Source organism: Stenotrophomonas sp. S39 (genome assembly GCF_016624665.1).
GTDB lineage: Bacteria > Pseudomonadota > Gammaproteobacteria > Xanthomonadales > Xanthomonadaceae > Stenotrophomonas.
This window is the reverse complement of record NZ_JACVTT010000005.1, coordinates 48,401-69,641: the sequence shown is the minus strand read 5'-3', so window position 1 is coordinate 69,641 and position 21,241 is coordinate 48,401. Positions and strand designations below refer to the sequence as shown.

Below are 21,241 nucleotides of genomic sequence, written 5' to 3'. Positions count from 1 at the left end.
CGGTACCGGTAAGGCATCATCCACGCGTGGCGTGGATCTACTGAAACCCGCAGTCAGTAGAGCCACGCCATGCGTGGCTGCGCCGGCCGGCGGTACCGGGAAGGCCCTATCCACGCATGGCGTGGATCTACCGGTGGTGGGCGTGGTCATGGTCATGCACCGGGGTGTCGTCGGCGTGGCACAGGCTGCAGCCCTCGGTCCACTCGCTGTCGCCGTCCTGGTAGTGCTCCTGCTTCCAGATCGGGCACTGGTGCTTGACCGCCTCGATCAGCTGCCGGCATGCACGGAAGGCTTCGTCGCGGTGCGGGCTGCCTGCGGCCACCACCACCGCCACCTCGCCCACCGACAGGCGGCCCTTGGCGTGGGCCACGTACAGCTTCAGCTTCGGCCCGTAGGCGGCCTGCACCTCGGCGGCCAGCCGCTGCACCTCGTTCAGCACCAGCGGCTCGAACAGGTCATAGCTGATGCCAAGCACCGGCCGGCCCTGGTTGAGGTCGCGCACCTTGCCGATGAATACGTCGATGCCGCCGAAACCGGGATCGGATACCGCCGCAATGCCTTCGCCCGGATCAATCGCCGCCTGTGCGCGGTCGACCACCTTCGCGATCGTGGGATGGCTCATCTCAACCCCCACTGACCGGCGGCAGGATCGCCACGCGGCCATCGGCCGGCAGCGTATCGTGGTCGCGCAGCACCCGTTGCTGGTCGGCGAACGCCGAGTAGTCCAGCAGGCCGGCACGGAAATCCGGCCATCGCACCGGCAGCAGCTCGCGCAGCGCCTGGCGCAGATCGGCAATGGTCGCCCCGGCAACGTCCACCGCGATCTCGCGGCTCGCATCCAGGTCGGAAAACGCACCAAACAACTGCAGGTTCACCTGTTTCATCATGATTCCTCGCTTACCAGCTGCACCGGTTCGTGGTGACCCCAGCCCTGCACCCGCACATACGTACCGGCTGCGGCCAGGTTGCCCTCGGCCTCCAGCACCACCCAGGCGTTGGCCCGCAGCATGGACATCAAACGGAACGACTCCTGGCCGGACAGCACGCGCGCGCTCAGGCGTCCCTGCGCGTCCACCTCCACCCGCGCACGGGCATGGAAGCGCAGGCCCTCGGGCTTGCGCACGTCGGCCTGCAACGGCAGCTGCAGCGGCGTTTCCGGGGCCAGCCCCAGCAACCGGCGCAGCACCGGCTCAACGAAGAAGCGCTGGCCCACCGCCGCCGACACCGGGTTGCCCGGCAGGCCGAAATACAGCGCGCCGCCCGGCAGTACCGCAAACAGCAGCGGCTTGCCCGGGCGGATCGCCACCTTGTGGAAGATGATGCGGGCGCCGCGCTCACGCAGGGCGTCCGGCACGAAATCGTAGCGCCCGGCCGACACCGCACCGGTGCTGATCAGCAGCTGCGCCCCGGCGTCCAGTGCCTGGTCGAGCACGGCATTGAAGGCGGCGACCTCGTCGCCCACCGTGCCCTGCCAGACCACCTCGGCGCCGGCTGCCTGCAGGCGCCCCACCAGATAGGGCCGGTTGCTGTCACGGATCTGCCCGGACTGCAGCGACTGCTCGGCCTCGGTCACCAGTTCCTTGCCGGTGGCGATCACCGCAGCCTTCGGCCGCGCGACCACCGCCACCTCGCCGACGCCGATGGCGTGCAGCAGGGTGCGGGCGTTGACATCCAGCACGTCGCCGGCACGCAGCACGCGCTCGCCCTCGCTGACGTCCTGGCCGCGCAGGCGCACATGCTGGCCGGGGCTGACGTCCGCGCGCAGCGCGATCCGGGTCGGGCGGCCTTCGTGGCGCTGCAGGATCTCAACCTGCTCCACCGGCACCACCGTATCCAGGCCGGTCGGCATGCGCGCACCGGTCATGATTTCCCAGGCGCCCTCGCCACCCACGGTGCCGTCATCGCCTGCGGCCTGCCAGCCCTGCACCGCAAATCCGGTACCACTGGCGAAGGCCGTGCCATCGGCCCGCAGCGCGAATCCATCCATCGCCGAGTTGTCGAACGGCGGCAGCGACTGTGCGCTGATGATGTCGCTGGCCAGGGTGCGCCCGCCCGCATCGTGCAGGCGCAGGCGTTCGGCCGGCAGCGCCGAGGCTGCCTCAAGCAGGTGCTGTAGTGCTTCGCTGTAGGCGATCATGCGGCGCCCCCCTGGCCGTGGCCACCGCCATCGACCATCGCCAGGGCGTGTCCAAGTACCGGCGCGAGGATGTCCAGGCACTGCGCGGCGGCGCGCGGGCTGCCCGGCAGGGCAAACACCAGCAGGTCGCCCAGCTGTACCACTTCGGCCCGGCTCAGCCAGGCCATCGGCGTGTGCTGCGCACTCAGCGCACGCACCATCTGCGCCAGCCCATGCACCGGGCGCGCGTCCAGCGAACGCAGCGCCTCCGGGGTCAGGTCGCGCGGGCCCAGGCCCGTTCCGCCGGTGCACAGGCACAGGCGCACGCCACTGTCGGCCAGCGCGCGCAGGCGGCTGGCCAGCGGTTCGATGCCATCGGCCAGCACCTCGGCCGCCACCACCTCGCCACCCAGCGCCTGCAGGCCCGCCACCAGCTTCGGCCCGGATGCATCGGCATAGGTGCCATCACTGGCCCGGTCGCTTAAGGTGATCACCGCGCACGCCGCGCCTTCCAGGCCCTTCGGCGCACGTGGCTTGAAACGGGCGCGCTCGGCCTCGTCCATGCCATCGGGGTGCAGCCAGACGCCGCGCTTGCCGCCTTCCTTGAACAGCAGGCGGATGCCTTCGATGCGCAGCGCCGGTTCCACCGGCTTGCTCAGGTCGTACAGGGTCAGCAGGGCCGCGTTCACCCCTGCCAGCGCCTCCATCTCCACGCCGGTGCGCGCCTCGCTGGCGCACTCGCACCAGACGCGGATCGCCTGCCGTTCCGGCACCGGTGCGCAGAACACCTGCACCAGTTCCAGCGGCAGCGGGTGGCACAGCGGCATCAGCATCGACGCCATCTTCGCGCCCTGCAGGCCGGCAATCTCAGCCATCACCAGCGCATCGCCCTTGGGCAGGCGGCGCTCGACGATCAGCGGATAGGCCACCGGCCCGGCATGCAGTTCGCCCACGGCCACCGCGCGGCGGCGGGTGATGCGTTTGTCGCGGACATCGGCCATGTGGAAGGCCGCGTTCAATTCCCCGGTCATGGTGTTGCTCATCCTCCGATCGAGGCCAGGTGCGGGGTCAGCCCGGTCTGGCCCTGGTGCAATCCGTGCCCGGCCGCTTTCAGGCCGAGCTGGGTGGTGATGCGTGCCAGCAGTGCGTCGTGGTCGTCGTCGCTCTGCAGCAACGGGCGCAGCGGCACGCCGAATTCGCCGAACAGGCACAGCCGCAGGTCGCCCTTGGCGGTCACCCGCAGGCGGTTGCAGCCCTTGCAGAAATCGCGCGAGTACGGCGCGATGATGCCCACCGTGCCGCGGTGCTGCGGGTGGCCGAACTCGCGGGCCGGGCCGGCATCGGCCGCACGCGGGCGCTCCTGCCAGCCAGCCGCCAGCAGCTGTTCGATCACCACGTCAGCGCGCAGGTGGTGGCGCTGGAAATAGGCTTCGTTGTCGCCGGTGCGCATCAGTTCGATGAAGCGCACGCTGAAGGGCCGGTCGCGCAGGTACTCCATCCACTGCGGCAGCTCGTCGTCGTTCAGCCCGCGCAGCAGCACCGCGTTGAGCTTGATCGACTGCAGGCCCAGCGCCTGGGCCAGGGCCAGGCCCTGCTCGATCTCCGGCAACCGGTCATGCCCGGTAATGGCGTGGAAGCGCTCGCGCTGCAGGCTGTCCATGCTCACGTTCAAGGCCGTGAGGCCGGCGCGATGCCAGCCCGGCAGGCGCCGCGGCAGCAAGGTGCCGTTGGTGGTGATGGCCACCTTGCGGATGCCGGGCACCGCAGCCACGGTGCCGATGATCTGCTCCAGGTCCTTGCGCAGGCTCGGCTCGCCACCGGTCAGACGGATCTTGCTCATGCCCAGCGCCGCAAACGCGCGCACCAGCCGCGCAATCTCGTCCACCTGCAGGAAGCGCGGCCGGCCCTCACCCTGGTAGCCATCGGGCAGGCAATAGCTGCAACGGAAGTTGCAGGCTTCGGTCAGCGACAGGCGCAGGTATGGAAAGCTGCGCCCGAAACCGTCGGTGAGTTGGCTCATGGCTGGTCCACCTTGTTGCTCCACCGTCCTGCCTATGCCCGGAATGGTCCGGATACCTCGCCTGCTGGAACGATTGCCAGAGTACGCGGCCTTCAGTTCCTTGGGCATGACTTAAATCAATCGCCGCTGGCCCGGCCGCGCACGTGTTGTGGCAGCATGCGGCTTTCCGTGCAGCGGATGTGTGACAACCCTCATGATGATGAACGATTTCCAGCAACTCCTGCACGCCGCCGCTGAACAGGCCGAGCCACAGCGCCTGCTGTTCGTGTTCGTGCGTGCCGACCTGCCCGAGTCGCCCACCACCGACCAGCGCGACCGGCACGACCGCCGCGAGGGCGGCACCCTGTCACCGGTGCTGTGCGTGGACAAGCTGCCTGCGGAGGTACCCAGCTTCCAGGCCCTGGCCGCCGAATCGACCACCACCGGCATCAACTGGGACCTGGTGTTCGTGGCCGCCATGGACGGGCGCGCCGGCTTTGCGCCCAACAGCGATGAAGCCGCCCGCCCGCTGCAGCTGATGGTCAATGCCATCCATGACGGCCAGATCGGCCGCTTTGCCGCCTTCGACCGCGCTGGCGAGCCGATCCAGTTCTACTAGGCCAGCAGCTGCAGGGTCAGGAAGAAGATCACCAGCACGGTGTTCAACCCCCAGGCCACGGTCAGCCCGCGTGCGGCCACGCCCAGGTTGGGGGTGCGCGCGGTGGGCGCGGCCCGCCACACCGCCGGGATGATCCAGCCGGTATAGAGCAGCAGCGCGGCAAACAGGGCCAGCAGCAGCGTGGTGCGCTGGTTGGCCAGGGCCCAGAGGGCTGCCGCCCACAGCAGATTGCTGGGAATGACCCCCTGCAGCCAGAACACGCTCCACAGGCGCGTGTGGCCGTGCGTGCCAGGCGAGGGGTGGAGGGACGCGCTTGCGGTCATAAGTCTCCCTTCTGTCCAGGAAGCAGGCCCGTCCAGCCTGCGCCCCGCCGCGGCCAGCGTCAACCGCCGCTGCCCTCCGGTAGAGTCGAGCCTGCCCGACTGCCTCGACTCCCCCGACTCCACGCCCACCTTCCAGACCACGACCATGCCCAGCACCCGCAACGGACTGCCTGCTGCCCGGCGTCGAACACGGCCTTCCAGCCCAATCAAGGAGTGACCGCTGATGCACCTGCTGCAACGAATGACAGCGCTGGGCCTGTTGGGCCTTGCCTGTGGCTGCACCCCGTCCGCGCCAGTGCCACCACCGGCCGCCGCCAGCGAAGACCCACTGGCCATCGAAGACAAGCCACCCAACGCCGAGGGCCAACCCATGCTGGATGATCTTGCCCGCGTGGCCCGCGACGCCGACCGCATCGTGGTCGTTGAACATTCCTCCCCGTATGACACCAACAACAGCAGCAACAGTGCCACGCCGCCCGCGGAGCGCAGGTACCGCGAAGCGGTGCTGACCGGCACTCGCAAGCAGCCGTTCCTGGCCACGCTGGAGGGCATCGACCCTTATGTGAGCGACTGGGTCACCGCCTGCGTCTTCGAGCCCCATCATCGCTTCGAGTTCTACAAGGGGAAGAAGCGCACCCACACGCTGGAGGTCTGCTTCCAGTGCGGCGAACTGCAGTGGGATGGCACCAGGAATCCGGTGCCGCAGGCGTTCTACGCGGGCCTGGAGCCCTTCATCGAAAGCCTCGGCATGCAGCCGGAACGCGATTGGCAGGCCCTGGCCCGGTAGAGGCCACATCCGTCCTAGACCTGTCATCGCACGGGGCTAGGATGGGCCATGAACATGCGCCTTGTCTGCGGCTCGATCGCCGCCCTCTGCTTGATGGCGTGCAGCACGCCATCGCCCCGCCAGGCCTCTGCAACGCCCCCGACCACGGTTCAGCCGTCACCGCGCCTGCTGCTGGTCTCCATCGACGGCCTGCGCGCCGATGCCCTTGATCGCGGCCTGACCCCCAACATCCAGCGGATGATCGACGGTGGCGTGCGCGCACGCTGGATGACGCCGTCCTATCCATCGCTGACCTTCCCCAACCACTACACCCTGGTCACCGGCCTGCGTCCCGGCCACCACGGCATCATCCACAACAGCATGCACGACCCGCAGCTGGGCGGCTTCGAGATCAGCAACCCGGCCGCCGTCACCGACGCGCGCTGGTGGGGCGGTGAGCCGATCTGGGTGAGCGCCGAGAAGGCCGGCGTACGCACGGCCACCTGGTCGTGGCCCGGCAGCGAGGCCGCCATCCAGGGCGTGCGGCCAAGCCAGTGGCAGGTCTATGACCGCTCCATCGCACTGGAGGACCGTGTGCAGACCGTGCTGGGCTGGCTGGCGCAGACCGGCCCGCAGGCCCCGCGCCTGGCCACGCTGTACATGGAAAACGTCGACAAGGCCGGCCACACCTACGGGCCGGATTCGGCCGAGTACCGCCAGGCGATCCAGCGCGCCGATGCCATCGTCGGCCAGGTGCTGGAAGGGCTGGACGCACGAGGCCTGGCCACCGGTACCAACATCGTGCTGGTGTCCGACCACGGCATGGCCGAGCTGCCGGAGGGCCAGGTACTGGACACCGAGCGCATGGTCGACCCGGCCATTGCGGTGGCCACCAGCGTGGGCCAGCCGGTCGGCTTCCAGGCCATGCCTGGGCGCGAACGCGAGGCCGAGCGGGCGCTGCTCGGCCGCCACGACCACTACCAGTGCTGGAAGCGCGCCGACCTGCCGCCGCGCTGGCAGTACGGCCAGCACCCGCGCACGCCGCCGATCATCTGCGAGATGGAAGAAGGCTGGGATGCACTGACGCCCGACATGCTGGCCCGCCACGCCCATGCGTATCGCGGCACCCACGGCTACGACAACACCCTGCCGTCGATGCGCGCGGTGTTCGTGGCCAGCGGGCCTTCGTTCGAGGCGGGCAGGATCCTCGATGGCTTGGACAACGTGGATGTCTATCCGCTGCTCGCCCGCCTGCTGAATGTGCCGGCGGCCGCCAATGACGGCAACCCGGATACGTTTGACGCGGTGTTGCGCCCGCGTTGAGGCGACAGCTCCGTCGCGGATCTACCTGTGTTCGTCGGGTGTGCAGGGCGCTTCGTCGCACGCAGGTGTTCCGTAAGCCCGAACCGGGCTACGGTGCGGATTGCCCCGCACAGGACTGCACCGACCCATGCACCGCTGGCTTCTGCTCGCCCTCGCCACCCTGCCTTTCACCGCCGGCGCCATCGTCATCCGCAGCGATGTGGATGACAGCGCCTACCGCGTTCCGGCCTCCGCCTTCCCGGCCCTGGCCGACATGCCGGGCGAAGGGCACGGCGTGCTCATCGCGCCGCGCTGGGTGGTGACCGCCGCACACGCCGCGCCGATGGAGGGCATGGATGCCGAGGTGGAGATCAACGGCCAGGCCTACCGCGTCGAACGCGTGGTCGTGCATCCGGGCTACCGGCGCATGCCCGATGAACTGGGCCAGGCGGCTCTGGCCTCCGGCAATCCAGGCCCGATCCACGCGTTCCTCGCCGCCTCCGATGACATTGCGTTGATCCAGTTGGCCACGCCCGTCAGCGATGTCCCGCCGGTTCGACTGTACCGCGGGCAGGACGAAGCCGGAAGGGTCGCCACTCTGGTCGGCAAGGGTGCGACCGGCACCGGCAGCACCGGGCTGGCACCTGGCGCATCGCACCGTGGCATGCTGCGTCGCGGGGAAAATGCGGTGACTGGTGGCAACGAACGCTACCTCTGGTACCGCTTTGATGGCCCGCAGGGCGGCCTCCCGCTGGAAGGCGTGATCGGCAACGGCGACAGTGGCGGCCCGTTGCTGCTCCAGGATCAGACAGGCTGGCACGTCATCGGCTTGGCGTCGTGGATAACCGCCGTGCCGGAACACGCGCTGGACGCAGGGTTCTACGGCCAGGTGGTCCAAAACGTACGCATCTCGCGCTATGCGGAGTGGATCGTCAGCACAATTCGCGCCGCGCCGTGATGCCCGACCGACTTGCGTTGCGTGCGACATGTGTCGCAGACTTGCGACATCGATCAAACGCCAGGCCAGATGATGTCCTCCGCACCCACCCCCTCCAATGCCGAACTAAAACTGTTGAAGTGCCTCTGGCGCGACGGCGCCTGCAGCGCACGTGAACTGCACAACGCCGCTGTCGCCACGCTGGACTGGTCGTACTCCTCTACCCGCAAGACGCTGGAGCGCATGGTCGACAAGGGCCTGGTGAAGGAAGGCAGCCAGCACGGACTCAACGTGTACAGCGCCAGGGTCGGCAAAGTGGCCACCCTGGCAGCCCTCAGCACGGATTTCGCGCGCCGCGTGCTGGAAATCGATGGGCCGCTGCCCAGCCAGGCCTTCGCTGACAGCCGGCTGCTCACCAGCCAGGAGATCGAGCAGTTGCAGGCCCTGCTGCGTGCACATGACGAGGGCCAGCCATGAGCCTGCCGGCAGCCGCCACCTGGGGGGCCGCGCTTGCAACCAGCCTGCTCAGCGCTGGCCTGGCCTGGTACGCAGCACACACACTGCAGCGCAGGCTGCGGCTCTCCCACGCGTCGTCGCATTACTGGCTGGGTGCGTGGCTGTGTGCAGTGCTGCCGCCCGTGCTGGCATTGCTGTTGCCGCTTCAGCACGCACCATTGCCGCAGCTGACCGGCGCATTGCCGGTCGCACTGCACTCGCTGCCGGACCGCATGCTGCCCGCAGCCGAGCCCGCGTCTGCGCTCGGCATGTCACTGGCGGCAGGCCTGCCGGCCCTGCTATGGGCGGTGTATGGCGGCGGCGTGCTGCTTTGGCTGGCACGTTGGGCGCTGGCCACGCGCCGGCTGCAGGCGGTGCTGCGCAGCAGTCACCCCGTGCAGACGTCGCAATTGCCGGGCCCAGAATCACGGCAGGCGGTACGGCAGCTGCAGGCCACAGGCATCGCTGTCCGCTGCACGGAAGGCGGCGGCACGCCGTTCGCCGTCGGCTGGCCCCATGCACGCATCCTCCTGCCTGCAGCCAGCCTCACCCTGCCGGACCGCGCACTGCGCCTGGTCATCGGCCACGAGGCCGCGCACCTGCACCGCCGTGATCCACTGCGCGCCGGCATCATGCGTCTGGTAGCCGCGCTGTATTGGTTCAATCCCTTCGTGCAACGCATTGCCGCGCGCGTACAGCTCGCAGCCGAACTGCAGTGCGATGCCCGTGCGCTGGCCGAAGCGCCCGCCGCTGGCGATGGCCGCCTGCTGGCGCAGGCCTACGTGGAAACGCTGCGCCATGCCACTGCACTGCGGCCTGCCAGCGCACTGTCACACCGCGATCCCGGCGGCCACCAGCTGCGCCTGCGGCACATGCTGCAGGGCGATGCAGGCCGCCGCCCCGGCAAGGCCATCACGCTGCTGCTGGCCGCGTCCGGTGTGACCGCCACCCTTTGCCTGGCTGCCGTGCAGGCGGCGGCCACCGCTGTCCCGCCATCGCTGGCCGTACCGCTGCAGGCCGCATCGGTCAAGCTGCTGGAAGCCACTGTGCCGCTGGCCCCCGCTTTTGCCGCGCCTGTTGCCCAAGCGCGGGTCACCAGCGTGTTCGGCCATGCGTCGGACTTCCGCCAACGCGCCCACCGTGGCGTGGACTTTGCAGCGCGACGCGGCACAGCCGTGCAGGCGCCGGCCGATGGCACGATCATCGCCGCCACTCGCACTTACCCTGATGGCCCCAACTACGGCACGGTGGTGGTCATCGACCACGGAGGTGGCTGGCAGACGTTGCTTGCCCACCTGCAGGACTACGAGGTGGTTGTCGGTCAACGCGTGCGCAAGGGCGAGGTCATCGCCCGCACCGGCAACACTGGCCGCACCACCGGCCCCCATCTGCACATGGAACTGCTGCGCAGCGGCACGCGCGTCGATCCGCAGGCCTGGCTGCAGTAACCCGCTGACGCGCCCGCCGCGCGTTGCCACCCGAAGCGAAGTGACTCGATGCCCGGCCGCGGGAGGCTCCGCTGCTGCCCGCCGCTTCGCCATCAGAAAGGAATCCAACGAGAATGCAAGGCTCTTCCACGCAGCGACCGCCACGCCGCCTGCAAGCCAGCACCCGCCTCGCCATCGGCTGCCTGCTCTGGCCCGCCGCCACCGCTGCTGCGCAGACCGCACCATCGGCGCCGGCCACCACCGAACTGGAGGCCGTGCAGGTGCAGACGCAGCGCTATGACGCGCGGCGTGATGATTTGGCCAGCCGCATCGTCGTCGATCACGAAACCCTTAGGCGCCACGGTGATACCGATCTGCTGGAGGCGCTCAAGCGCCTGCCCGGCCTGAGCGTCTCCAGCGGCGCACCGGGACGCCCGGGCGCGGTATCGCTGCGCGGGCTGGGCAGCGGCTACACCCAGATACTGCTGGATGGCCAGCGCGCCCCCGCCGGGTTCAGCCTCGATTCGCTGGCCACCGATCAGATCGAACGCATCGAGATCCTGCGTGCGCCCACCGTCGATCACGGAACAGGCGCCATCGCCGGCACCCTCAACATCGTCACCCGCGCCACCGCACCCAAGGACAGCCAACGCCTGACCCTGTCCTGGGCCGGGAGCCAGTCACGCAGCACGCCCACGGCCAGCTGGCGGCAGACGCACCAAGGCGCGCGGGTCGACCATGCACTTACGGCAACCGCCACCGGACGCGCGTTCCTGGTGGAAGAGCACGGCAGCGAACAGGCCTGGGACGCCGATGGGCAGCCACTGCTGCTGCGGCACAGCCAGCTGCGCGCCACCGGTCGCCGCGACAACGTTTCGCTGTCACCCTCGATGACCCTCAATGCCACGGCGGACGATACGGTTTCGCTGCAGGCACTGCTGGATGCGTCCGACTTCCGTCGCGACATGGTGATCGACTGGGACACCCTGCGTGGACCCGCCCTGCGCACGCCGCACTACCGCCAGCGCACGCGCCTGCGCCTGGACCAAGGGCAGGCCAGCGCGGAATGGACCCGCCAGCTGCAGCGCGGCGGCACCCTCACGGTGCGCGGCGCCGTGGACGGCAACCGCGAAAACTATCGCTTCCGCGAGCAGGGCCAGGCACAGGATGGGCAGGACAACCTGATCGATCACACCGATGCGCGACTGCATGTCCTGGGCAGCAGCAGCCGCGCGCAATGGACCCTGCCTGCGCGCGGCCGCCATACCCTGCAGGTCGGCGCCGAAGGCAGCCTGGACGACCGTCGCGAATCGCGCCTGCAGCAGCTGCAGGGCTTCGATGGCGCAGCCGGTTCAACGAGCGATCTCTCCTTCAATGCACGCCTGCAGCGTGTTGCGGTATACGCGCAGGATGAGTTCGCCCTGGGCGAGCACAGCGCCTTCTACCTCGGCGGCCGCTGGGAGCGGCTGCAGACCACCAGCGAAGGGCGTGACTTTGCCCCCGTGCGCAATCGCGCCAGCGTGTTCACCCCGGTGCTGCAGGGGCTGTGGAAGCGGGCCAAGGGCAAGGACCAGCTGCGCGTCTCCGTCAGCCGCACCTTCCGCGCGCCGGAGCTGCGTCTGCTGGTGCCACGGCCCTACACCTCCACCAACAACCGCGCACTGAACCCGGACGAGATCGGCAACCCGGCGCTGCGCCCGGAACTGGCCTGGGGCCTGGACACTGCCTGGGAGCTGCACGGCCGCGAAGGCACACAAGGCAGCATCGGCGGCTACCTGCGCCGCATCGATTCACCCATCCGCACCGAAACCCTGCTGCGTGATGGGCGCTGGGTCGCCACCCCGGTCAACGGCAGCCGCGCCATTGCCTGGGGTATCGAACTCGACGGACAGATGCCATTGGCCCGCGTGCTGCCCGATGCACCTGAAATCGAACTGCGCGGCAACGCCACGTGGAACCAGTCACGGGTGCGCGGTGTCCCCGGGCCCGACAACCGCATCCAGGACCAGGTGCCGTTCACTGCCAGCGCGGCCCTGGACTACCGGATCACCCCGCGCTGGAGCAGCGGTCTGGCATTTACCTACCGCAGCGGCGGGCGCATCCGCTACAGTCTGGGCGAAATCGACATCGCCGCTTACCGGCGCGAGCTTGAGGCGTGGGTGCAGTACAGCACCCACGGGCGTGGCAAGCTACGGCTGACCGGCAGCACCCTGCTCGGCCGGGACAGCGAGAGCGGCCAATTGCGCTTCGACGATGGCGGCACCCAGGTGGTTCGCAGCGCGCGGCAGTCGGTCCCCAGCGTACGGCTGCAGTGGGAGCTGCCGCTGTAACGCGGGCCGCTGTGCTGACGGGTAATGCGCTGTCGCGAATGCCTTGGCGATGCGGTGGAGGGACACTGCGAAACACCGATCCGTGTCGCAATTTGCACGCATAGTGGGGGCCCTGCGGCGGCATGCGTTCGAGCGGCGCAGCAGCAATGCAAGAATTGCGAAAGCGACGCGATCTGCAGGCAGTCGGCTGCTCCTCGCTCTTCTGTAGAGCCGAGCCATGCTCGGCTGCCTTCCGCTCCTCTGTAGAGCCGAGCCATGCTCGGCTGCGGTCTGCGCGAACCAGCCGAGCATGGCTCGGCTCTACAAAAGCGGAGCCGTCGAGCATGGCCCGACGTTACCGGCGCGAGCCTTCCAACTGCGTGGTCAACAACCGGGTCAGGTTCCGCCGCGCGAAATACCCCTGCAGCTGTGCAGCCTTGATGGTCCGTGCCTTCAACTTCGGCGCGCCATCGTCACCATATTCAATGCGGTAGCAGCGCGAGGCACCACACAGCTCGGCCTGGCTGGCGGTGACAATCACTACCGTGATTTCCAGACTCGTGAAGGCGTTGCCGGTCTTGATGTCCGGGTTCTCGGTACCGGCGCGGTCGATGAGCGTGCGGAACCGCCCCAGGTCGCGCTCACCGCCGCTGCTGAGCGGGCCGACGTTGGTGGCGCGGCGGATGTCCTCGTCCTCGCCGGGCGCGCCCTTGCTCCAGTGCTCGGTGCGCTCAGGGATGACCGCGCGTACGACCTTGCCGTCGGGCTCGATGAGGTCGATCACCACGTCCAGCAGGTACACCGGCTCGAGGCCGAGGTTGGTCACGAAACAGTGCGCATCCAGGTGCCGGCCGGCGCCGGAGGTGATGAGGATCGACGGCCGCTGCTGGCGGCGGTAGCTGCGCAGGAAGAAGTTGAGGTAGACCACCCAGATCAGGGCGGTCACGCAGGTCATCACCGCAGTCAGCAGCGGTGCGAAATGGAGCAGGTTCTGCAGCATCCTCGGTGGAACTCGTGGGCGTGGGATGGCCCATGGTCGCGGTTGCGGTGCTTGTGGGTTGTGAAGTGGTCGGCGGCCACGGGATTCGTGGGCATCCACGCATGGCGTGGATCTACTGAACCTGGTGGAGCCGAGCCATGCTCGGCTGCGTCCGCGGCCATCCACGCGCGGCGTGGATGTTGTAGAGCCGAGCCATGCTCGGCTGGGTCACCAACAGCAGTCGAGCATGGCTCGACTCTACAAAAGCGTGGTCAGCCTTCGACGATCACCACGCTGGCGATGCAGTGCCCTTCGCGCCTGGCCTTGGCCTGCTGGTACTCGGGCGAGGCATAGCACGCCTGGGCGGTTTCCAGGTCGGCAAATTCGATCACCACGTGGCGGTCGGGCAGATCGCCTTCCAGCACCACCGAGCGGCCACCACGGGCCAGGAACTTCGCGCCGTACTTCGCAAAGGCGGCCGGTGCCAGCGCGGTGTAGCCGCTGTACTTCTCCGCATCCAGTACCTGCACGTGGGCAATCCAATAGGCGGCCATTACTTCTGCTCCTGTTCGAGCAAGGCATGGGCAATCGCCTCGGCCTCGCCGATGTGTTCGGCCACGCGCTGCCGCGCCAGCGCTTCGTCGCGCTGCACGCAGATCGCATCGCAGATGGCCTTGATGCGTTCAAAGCCGGTTTTTTCGCGGTCCACGTGGGTCAGGGTCATCGCCCGCAGGCGGCTGATGCGGCCATTGAGGCGCTGCACGATTTCCCAGGCGATGTGGTTGTTGCCGGCACGGAAGATGGTTTCGTACAGCGTTGAAGAAGCTTCCAGCACCGGCGCGATATCCGGGGTGCCATACGATGTGCGCAGGGTTTCCAGCGCCTTCTGGATCTGCGCGGTGGTGTCGTCGGTGAGGTTGCGCACGCAGTCGGCCACGGCGCTCTGCTCCAGTACCAGGCGGATGCGGTAGACCTGGCTGGCCACGTCCCAGTTCAGCACGGCCACGATCGGGCCCTTCTGCGGCAGCACTTCCACCAGGCCCTCGGCCTGCAGGTAGCGGATCACTTCGCGCACCACCGTGCGGCTGACACCCAGCTGCTCGCACAGGGTGCGCTCGACCAGGCGCGCACCGGACGGGAAATAGCCGGTGATGATCGCGTTGCGCAGCTTTTCCAGGCACTTCTCGCGCAGGGTGACCGGCGAGTGGTCGATTCTCAGGTTCATCGTGTTTCGCAATCCCTTTAGGTGGCAGCCACGCGGTGGCGGGCGCGCTGCCGGAAGCTCATGTACGTCCACGCTATTCAACCACGGATCATGAATAGCGCACCCCGGCAGGCCGCCTCGTCCCCGTCGCACCACCCTTGCCTGCGACTTTGGTCGCGGGCGAAAAATGAATGCGCATAGACATATTGCAAGCCGATTTTGGAGCGTGATACCGTCGCTGCCAATGGTATACCAACATACCGTACACCACCATTGTGACCGCCAGCGGCGGCGAGGAAGGACCAGATGAGCCTGATACGAAAGACCGTTCTCCACGTGGAGACCGTGCATGTGGACGGGGGCCGCGACGCTGCCACGCCGCTGAAGATGGTGGCCGCCGCGGCCGTGATCCGTAACCCGTGGGCCGGCCGTGGCTACGTCGAGGACCTGTCGCCGGAGATCCGGGCGCTGGGCCCGCAGCTGAGCCAGCACCTGACCGACCTGATCCTGGGCGAGGTCGGTTCGGGCGATGCGGTGGAGGCCTTCGGCAAGAGCGCGGTGGTCGGCCTGGACGGCGAGCTGGAACACGCCTCGGCGCTGATCCACACCCTGCATTTCGGCAACATCTACCGCAACGCGGTGCGCGCCAAGTCCTACCTGGCCTTCACCAACACCCGCGGCCCGGCCAATGCGCCGATCGTGCTGCCGATGATGGACAAGAACGACGAAGGCCGCCGTTCGCACTACCTGACCGTGCAGTTCGCCATTGCCGATGCCCCGGCTGCCGATGAGCTGGTGGTCGTGCTGGGCGCGGCCACCGCCGGCCGCCCGCACCACCGCATCGGTGACCGCTACCAGGACCTGAAAGAGCTCGGCCATGACGTCTCGAACCCTGCGGCTGTCAAGTAACCAACAGGCGCACTGCCTGGACCAGGGGGCGGGAGAGCCCCTGGTCCTGATCCACGGCGTCGGCATGCAGGCCGCCGCCTGGGGTCCGCAGATCGCCGCCTTCGCCCAGCAGTACCGGGTCATCGCGGTGGACATGCCCGGCCACGGCCAGAGCACGCGCCTGCCGGGCGAACCCGGGCTGACCGACTACGTGGCGTGGATGGTGGAGTTCATCAGCGCCCTGCAGCTGGGCCCGGTCAACCTGGCCGGGCACTCGATGGGCGCCCTGATCGCCGCCGGCGTGGCCATCGAGCGGCCGGACCTGGTGCGCCGCCTGGCGGTCATCAATGGCGTACACCTGCGTACCGATGCCGCACGCCACGCGGTGGTGACCCGTTCGGATGAACTGGCCACTGGCCGGGTGGACGTGGAAACCCCGTTGCAGCGCTGGTTCGACGAAGGCACCACCGAGGCGTCACTGGTGGAGGACGTGCGCTCGTGGCTGGAGAACGTGGATGTGCAGGGCTATGCCGATGCCTACCGCGCCTTCGCCCGCGGCGATGTGACCTACGCCGAACGCTGGTCGGAAGTGGGCTGCCCTGCCCTGGCACTGACCGGCGCGGAAGATGCCAACTCGACGCCGGCCATGGCCCTGTCGATGGCGGCGCTGGCGCGCAACGGCAAGGCCGTGGTCATCCCGCACGAACGCCACATGGTCAACCTGACCGCCCCCGCCAAGGTCAACGCGGCGCTGGCGGAATGGCTGGGCACCACAACGAACTAGCAGCACACATTCCAGGCCATCGGTTGGAGGGAACATATGGCTATCGATCCAAAAGAGCTGAGGGAAGCCTTCGGCTCGTTCATGACCGGCGTCACCATCGTGACGTCCACCACCGCAGACGGTGAACCGATCGGTTTCACCGCGAACTCGTTCGCTTCGGTGTCGCTCGATCCGCCGCTGCTGCTGGTCAGCATCGCCAATGCATCGGGCAACTACGACAACTTCGTGGGCGCCAAGCGCTTTGCCATCAACATTCTGTCCGAGGCACAGACCGACGCATCGAATACCTTTGCCCGGCGCAATCCGGATCGGTTTGCCGCGGTGTCCTGGACCAACAGCGCTCTCGGAAGCCCGATCCTGGACGCGGTCAGTGCGTGGTTCGACTGCACCATGCACACGGTGGTGGAGGCGGGTGACCATGCCGTCCTGATCGGGCAGGTGGAGCACTTCCATACGGCCGGCCTGCCCGGGCTGGGCTACTACCGCGGTGGCTACTTCACCCCCGCCAAGGTGGCCACCGAGGTCATGGCCGATACCAAGGGTCTGATCAGCGCGATCATCGCCCACGACGACAGCCTGCTGCTGGTGCCAGCGCCGGAAGGCGGCTGGGCCTTGCCCACCGTCGAGATCGGCAACGAGGGTGCAGACAACGCATTGGAACGCATCTTTGCCCGGCATCAGCCCGGTGCCTCGCCGAGCTTCGTGTACTCCGTCTATACGGACACCGACACACACCGGCAGTTCGTCACGTTCCTGTGCAGCACGCCCGAGGCGAGCGCGCGGGATGGGCGGTACGTGGCGCTGGCCGACGTGCCTGCGCTGGACATCGCCGATGCAGCGGTCAAGAGCATGCTGCAGCGCTACTGCCGCGAGAGCGCGCTGAAGACCTACGGCACCTATTACGGCAACCACACCTGCGGTGTGGTCAAAGAACTGATTGGAAGGGAGAGTTGAAATGCGGTTTTCCTTGTTCATCCATATGGAACGCGTCTCGGACCAGCAGTCGCAGAAGCAGCTGTACGACGAGATGATCGAGCTGTGCCAGATCGCCGACGAGGGTGGCATGCACGCCATCTGGACCGGCGAGCACCACGGCATGAACTTCACCATCGCGCCGAACCCGCTGCTCAACCTGGCCGACATCGCCAACAAGACGAAGAACGTGCGCCTGGGCACCGGCACCGTGGTGGCCCCGTTCTGGCACCCGATCAAGCTGGCCGGCGAAGCGGCGATGACCGACATCATCTCCAACGGCCGCCTCGACCTGGGCATCGCCCGCGGCGCCTACTCGTTCGAGTACGAGCGCATGGTGCCGGGCATGGATGCCTGGGGCGCCGGCCAGCGCATGCGCGAACTGATCCCGGCCATCAAGGGCCTGTGGAAGGGCGACTACGCCCATGAGGGCGAATTCTGGTCCTTCCCCAGCACCACCTCCGCGCCGCTGCCGCTGCAGCAGCCGCACCCGCCGATCTGGGTGGCCGCGCGCGACCCCAACAGTCACGAATTCGCCGTGCAGAACGGCTGCAACGTGCAGGTCACCCCGCTGCACTTCGGCGATGACGAAGTGCAGAAGCTGATCGGCCACTTCAACGCGGCCTGCGAGAAGTTCAGCGACGTGCCGCGCCCGAAGATCATGCTGCTGCGCCACACCTACGTGGCTGACTCGGAAGCCGATGCACAGATCGCTGCCGATGAGATCAACGTGTTCTACAACTACTTCGGCGCGTGGTTCAAGAACGAACGCCCGATCAGCCAGGGCCTGATCGCCAAGCTGAGCGATGAGGAGATTGCCGCCCACCCGATGTACTCGGCCCAGGCGATGCGCAGCAACAATGTGATCGGTCCGGCCGAGGAAGTCATCGCCCGCCTGAAGGCCTACGAGGCCATGGGCTTTGATGAGTACTCGTTCTGGATCGACACCGGCATGTCCTTCGAGCGCAAGAAGGCCTCGCTGTTGCGTATGATCAACGACGTCATGCCCGCCTTCGCCCAGGAATGACCATGGACAGCCCGTTCGAGCTCTACATCGACGGCCGTTTTGAAGCCGGTGCCGGTACGTTTGAAAGCATCGACCCGGCCACCGGCACGCCCTGGGCGACCATGCCCGAGGCGCGCCGCGAGCAGGTGGAACGCGCGGTCGAGGCCGCCGACCGTGCCCTGCACGATCCGGCCTGGGCAACGCTGACCGCCTCCCAGCGCGGCAAGCTGCTGTACCGGCTGGCCGACCTGCTGGAGCAGGCGGCGCCGGAACTGGCCGCCATCGAGACCCGCGACACCGGCAAGATCATCCGCGAAACCCGCGGCCAGATCGCCTATATCGCCGAGTACTACCGCTATTACGCCGGCATCGCCGACAAGATCGAAGGCAGCTTCGTGCCGGTCGACAAGCCGGACATGCAGGTCTGGATCAGCCGTGAGCCGATCGGCGTGGTCGCCGCCATCGTGCCCTGGAACAGCCAGCTGTTCCTGTCGGCGGTGAAGCTGGGCCCAGCCCTGGCGGCCGGCTGCACCGTGGTGCTGAAGGCGTCCGAGGAAGCGCCCGGTCCGCTGCTGGCGTTTGCCCGGCTGCTGCACCAGGCCGGTTTCCCGCCGGGCGTGGTCAACGTAATCACCGGCTTCGGTCCCGAGTGTGGCGCCGTGCTGAGCAGCCACCCGAAGGTAGCGCAGGTGGCCTTCACCGGCGGCCCGGCCACCGCGCGCCACATCGTGGCCAACACCACCGGCAACCTGGCCCGCGTCTCGCTGGAACTGGGTGGGAAATCGCCGTTCATCGTGTTCGACGATGCCGACCTGGATAGCGCGGTGAACGCACAACTGGCTGCGATCTTCGCGGCCAGCGGGCAGAGCTGCGTGGCCGGTTCGCGCCTGCTGGTACAGGCGGGCATCAAGGATGCCTTCCTTGCGAGGCTGCTGGAGAAAGTGGCAGCCATCCGCATCGGCGCCCCCGATGACGCGGCGACCGAGTTCGGCCCGCTGTGCACCGAGCGCCAGCGCCAGAACATCGAAGCAGTGCTGGCCGCATCGGTCGCCCAGGGCGCCCGCGTGCTCTGCGGCGGTACCCGCAGCGACCGCGCCGGCATCTACTTCCCGCCCACCATCGTCGACTGCAGCGCGTCCCCGCAGGCCGACAGCATCACCACCGAACTGTTCGGCCCGGTGCTGTCGGTGGATGTGTTCGACGATGAAGCCCAAGCGATCAGCAAGGCCAACAGCACCGCCTTCGGCCTGGCTGCCGGCATCTTCACCCGCAACCTGACGCGCGCGCACCGGCTGAGCCGGGCAATCCGTTCGGGCGTGGTCTGGATCAACACCTATCGTGCGATTTCACCGCTGGCGCCGTTCGGTGGATTCGGTCTTTCGGGCCATGGACGGGAGGGCGGCGCAGCGGCCGCCCTGGAATACACCACGACCAAGACGGTGTGGCTGCGTACGTCCGATGTCCCCATGGATGACCCGTTCGTGATGCGCTAGGCCCCGCGCCCGGCACCCACACCCGTTCCCGCCTCCGGCCCGCGCGCCCTCGCCTCCCCCCCCTCGATGGGCGAGGTCGCGCAGCCCGGTTCCATGACCGGATCGTTCCTGCGCCCCTGCACAGCCGGGCGCGCGCGACCGATCCCGATGCACGCCTGCCGGGCGACCGGCAGGCCAAGGAAATCCGCCCATGAGCAATGCAAGCAAGCAGGATGGCGCTTTCTCCATCGAGGGCCACTCCATCGGCTACATCCCCGAGCAGGAACGCCACGGCAACCCCCGTGACCTGTTCACCCTGTGGTTCTGTACCAACATCGCCCCGCTGGCGGTCATCACCGGCGCGATGTCGGTGCTGACCTTCAAGCTGGACATCGCCAGTGCGCTGCTGGCCATCGTCACCGGCCATATGTTCGGCGCCGCCATTCTCGCCCTTGCCTCGGCCCAGGGCCCGCTGGCCGGCATCCCGCAGATGATCCAGAGCCGCGCGCAGTTCGGCCGCTTCGGCTCGCTGCTGGTGGTGGGTTTCACCACGCTGATCTACCTGGGCTACTTCATCTCCAACATCATCCTGTCCGGCAAGACCCTGCACACGGTCATCCCGGCGGTGCCGCTGCCGCTGGCCACCATCATCGGTGCGGCGCTGGCCACGGCCATCGGCATCATCGGCTACAACTTCATCCACGGCTTCAACCGCATCGGCATCTGGTTCATGGGCGGCGCGCTGGCCATCGGCCTGGCCATCATGGTGCCGCGCCTGGGCACCGAAGCCTTCAGCCATGGCAGCTTCTCGCCCGCCGGCTGGTTCTCGATGTTCGGCATCTGCTGCGTCTGGCAGATCAGCTTCTCGCCCTACACCTCGGACTATTCGCGTGCGCTGCCGCGCAGCGTCGGCGTGTTCCGGCCCTTCATCTACACCTACCTGGGCGCTGCACTGGGCCCCATCCTGGCCTTCACCTTCGGCATGCTGGCGGTCAGCGGTGGCCAGCAGACCGATGCGATGGAAGCGGTACGCCTGCACACCGGCTGGTTCGGTTATGTGCTGATGGTGCTGTTCCTGGTCAACATCATCGGCCACAACGCGATGAACCTGTACGGCGCGGTGCTGTCCTGCGTCACCTCGCTGCAGACGTTCTCGCCCGCGTGGACGCCGGCACGGCTGGCCCGCATCACCCTGTCGTGCGCCCTGCTGGCGGCGTCCACGCTGTGCGCACTGTGGGCGTCGGCCAACTTCATCGAGATCTTCATCAACGCGGTGTTCGCGCTGCTGTTCATCCTGGCGCCGTGGGTGTCGATCAACCTGCTGGACTTCTACGTGGTGAACGGCGGGCGCTACGACATCGCCTCGATCTTCGCCCGCGATGGGGGCCGCTATGGCCTGTTCAATGGCCGTGCCCTGCTGGCCTACCTGCTGGGCGCCATCGCCCAGGTGCCGTTCATCAGCAACGCGTTCTTCCAAGGCGCGTGGGCGCAGCTGTTCGGTGGCGTCGATGTGTCCTGGGTGATCGGCCTGCTGGTCAGCGCCCTCGCCTACTACCTGCTGGCCGTGCGTGCGCCCCAGGGCGCCAGTGTCGCGGCCACCTGAACCCCCACCGGCGCGGGTACCCCGGTGCCCGCGCCCGACA

The 21,241-nt window shown here is 68.0% G+C and carries 22 protein-coding genes; 13 read left to right on the top strand and 9 right to left on the bottom strand.

The window, feature by feature from the left end; translation table 11 throughout:
• Positions 1-127: 127 nt before the first annotated feature.
• Genes IAE41_RS03295 through moaA form a run of 5 tightly spaced genes read right to left on the bottom strand, consistent with a single transcriptional unit; the run spans position 128 to position 4,136 of the window.
• Positions 128-622: a molybdenum cofactor biosynthesis protein MoaE gene (locus tag IAE41_RS03295; RefSeq protein WP_200732076.1), complete on the bottom strand. Its 495-nt coding sequence runs from the start codon at positions 620-622 to the stop codon at positions 128-130.
• Position 623: 1 nt separating this feature from the next.
• Positions 624-884, bottom strand: coding sequence for a MoaD/ThiS family protein (locus tag IAE41_RS03290; RefSeq protein WP_200732075.1), 261 nt, complete (start codon positions 882-884; stop codon positions 624-626).
• Positions 884-2,137 (bottom strand): gephyrin-like molybdotransferase Glp, encoded by a 1,254-nt coding sequence (gene glp, locus IAE41_RS03285; RefSeq protein ID WP_200732074.1) that lies wholly within the window; start codon positions 2,135-2,137, stop codon positions 884-886. The genes IAE41_RS03290 and glp overlap by 1 nt, the downstream gene beginning before the upstream one ends.
• Entirely contained in the window at positions 2,134-3,147 is a 1,014-nt protein-coding gene (moaCB, locus tag IAE41_RS03280; RefSeq protein ID WP_200732092.1) for a bifunctional molybdenum cofactor biosynthesis protein MoaC/MoaB, read from the bottom strand. The genes glp and moaCB overlap by 4 nt, the downstream gene beginning before the upstream one ends.
• A gap of 8 nt (positions 3,148-3,155) precedes the next feature.
• Positions 3,156-4,136 carry a GTP 3',8-cyclase MoaA gene (gene moaA, locus IAE41_RS03275; RefSeq protein WP_200732073.1) on the bottom strand — a complete coding sequence of 327 codons (981 nt, stop codon included), beginning with the start codon at positions 4,134-4,136 and terminating at the stop codon, positions 3,156-3,158.
• A gap of 193 nt (positions 4,137-4,329) precedes the next feature.
• On the opposite strand from moaA, the gene IAE41_RS03270 reads away from it, so the two are divergent.
• Positions 4,330-4,734, top strand: coding sequence for a ribonucleotide reductase subunit alpha (locus IAE41_RS03270; protein WP_108746825.1), 405 nt, complete (start codon positions 4,330-4,332; stop codon positions 4,732-4,734).
• Here the strand turns inward: IAE41_RS03270 and IAE41_RS03265 are convergent.
• Entirely contained in the window at positions 4,731-5,057 is a 327-nt protein-coding gene (locus tag IAE41_RS03265; RefSeq protein ID WP_079222095.1) for a hypothetical protein, read from the bottom strand. The two genes, IAE41_RS03270 and IAE41_RS03265, sit on opposite strands and share 4 nt — an antisense overlap.
• A gap of 223 nt (positions 5,058-5,280) precedes the next feature.
• On the opposite strand from IAE41_RS03265, the gene IAE41_RS03260 reads away from it, so the two are divergent.
• From IAE41_RS03260 to IAE41_RS03235, 6 genes are all read left to right on the top strand, one after another.
• The gene (locus IAE41_RS03260; protein ID WP_200732072.1) at positions 5,281-5,844 is read left to right on the top strand and encodes a hypothetical protein; all 564 of its coding nucleotides are present in this window, start codon (positions 5,281-5,283) and stop codon (positions 5,842-5,844) included.
• A gap of 48 nt (positions 5,845-5,892) precedes the next feature.
• On the top strand, positions 5,893-7,146 hold the full coding sequence (locus tag IAE41_RS03255) for an ectonucleotide pyrophosphatase/phosphodiesterase (protein WP_200732071.1): 1,254 nt from the start codon (positions 5,893-5,895) through the stop codon (positions 7,144-7,146).
• Positions 7,147-7,273: 127 nt separating this feature from the next.
• On the top strand, positions 7,274-8,083 hold the full coding sequence (locus tag IAE41_RS03250; protein ID WP_200732070.1) for a trypsin-like serine protease: 810 nt from the start codon (positions 7,274-7,276) through the stop codon (positions 8,081-8,083).
• A gap of 72 nt (positions 8,084-8,155) precedes the next feature.
• Complete coding sequence (locus IAE41_RS03245; RefSeq protein ID WP_200732069.1) at positions 8,156-8,539, top strand: BlaI/MecI/CopY family transcriptional regulator; 384 nt, start codon at positions 8,156-8,158, stop codon at positions 8,537-8,539.
• On the top strand, positions 8,536-10,005 hold the full coding sequence (locus IAE41_RS03240; RefSeq protein ID WP_200732068.1) for a M23/M56 family metallopeptidase: 1,470 nt from the start codon (positions 8,536-8,538) through the stop codon (positions 10,003-10,005). Before IAE41_RS03245 ends, IAE41_RS03240 begins: the two co-directional genes overlap by 4 nt.
• 113 nt (positions 10,006-10,118) lie before the next feature.
• Positions 10,119-12,314 carry a TonB-dependent receptor gene (locus tag IAE41_RS03235; RefSeq protein WP_200732067.1) on the top strand — a complete coding sequence of 732 codons (2,196 nt, stop codon included), beginning with the start codon at positions 10,119-10,121 and terminating at the stop codon, positions 12,312-12,314.
• A 334-nt stretch (positions 12,315-12,648) separates the two neighbouring features.
• Here the strand turns inward: IAE41_RS03235 and IAE41_RS03230 are convergent, their stop codons facing one another.
• The 3 genes from IAE41_RS03230 to IAE41_RS03220 form a co-directional block, all read right to left on the bottom strand.
• Positions 12,649-13,293 carry a hypothetical protein gene (locus IAE41_RS03230; protein WP_200732066.1) on the bottom strand — a complete coding sequence of 215 codons (645 nt, stop codon included), beginning with the start codon at positions 13,291-13,293 and terminating at the stop codon, positions 12,649-12,651.
• A 251-nt stretch (positions 13,294-13,544) separates the two neighbouring features.
• Positions 13,545-13,826 carry a DUF1330 domain-containing protein gene (locus IAE41_RS03225; RefSeq protein ID WP_200732065.1) on the bottom strand — a complete coding sequence of 94 codons (282 nt, stop codon included), beginning with the start codon at positions 13,824-13,826 and terminating at the stop codon, positions 13,545-13,547.
• Positions 13,826-14,497 (bottom strand): GntR family transcriptional regulator, encoded by a 672-nt coding sequence (locus tag IAE41_RS03220; protein WP_200732064.1) that lies wholly within the window; start codon positions 14,495-14,497, stop codon positions 13,826-13,828. Before IAE41_RS03220 ends, IAE41_RS03225 begins: the two co-directional genes overlap by 1 nt.
• Before the next feature lie 285 nt (positions 14,498-14,782).
• Between IAE41_RS03220 and IAE41_RS03215 the strand changes: the two genes are divergently transcribed.
• The 6 genes from IAE41_RS03215 to IAE41_RS03190 all read left to right on the top strand — a co-directional run bounded on the left by IAE41_RS03215 (position 14,783) and on the right by IAE41_RS03190 (position 21,201).
• The gene (locus IAE41_RS03215; protein WP_200732063.1) at positions 14,783-15,385 is read left to right on the top strand and encodes an amino acid synthesis family protein; all 603 of its coding nucleotides are present in this window, start codon (positions 14,783-14,785) and stop codon (positions 15,383-15,385) included.
• The gene (locus IAE41_RS03210; RefSeq protein ID WP_200732062.1) at positions 15,354-16,148 is read left to right on the top strand and encodes an alpha/beta fold hydrolase; all 795 of its coding nucleotides are present in this window, start codon (positions 15,354-15,356) and stop codon (positions 16,146-16,148) included. The genes IAE41_RS03215 and IAE41_RS03210 overlap by 32 nt, the downstream gene beginning before the upstream one ends.
• A 36-nt stretch (positions 16,149-16,184) precedes the next feature.
• Positions 16,185-17,102, top strand: a complete 918-nt coding sequence (locus IAE41_RS03205) for a flavin reductase family protein (RefSeq protein WP_200732061.1) — start codon at positions 16,185-16,187, stop codon at positions 17,100-17,102.
• Position 17,103: 1 nt separating this feature from the next.
• Positions 17,104-18,147, top strand: coding sequence for an LLM class flavin-dependent oxidoreductase (locus IAE41_RS03200; RefSeq protein ID WP_200732060.1), 1,044 nt, complete (start codon positions 17,104-17,106; stop codon positions 18,145-18,147).
• A gap of 2 nt (positions 18,148-18,149) precedes the next feature.
• Complete coding sequence (locus tag IAE41_RS03195) at positions 18,150-19,619, top strand: aldehyde dehydrogenase (RefSeq protein WP_200732059.1); 1,470 nt, start codon at positions 18,150-18,152, stop codon at positions 19,617-19,619.
• A gap of 190 nt (positions 19,620-19,809) precedes the next feature.
• Entirely contained in the window at positions 19,810-21,201 is a 1,392-nt protein-coding gene (locus IAE41_RS03190) for a cytosine permease (protein ID WP_200732058.1), read from the top strand.
• Positions 21,202-21,241 lie beyond the last annotated feature (40 nt).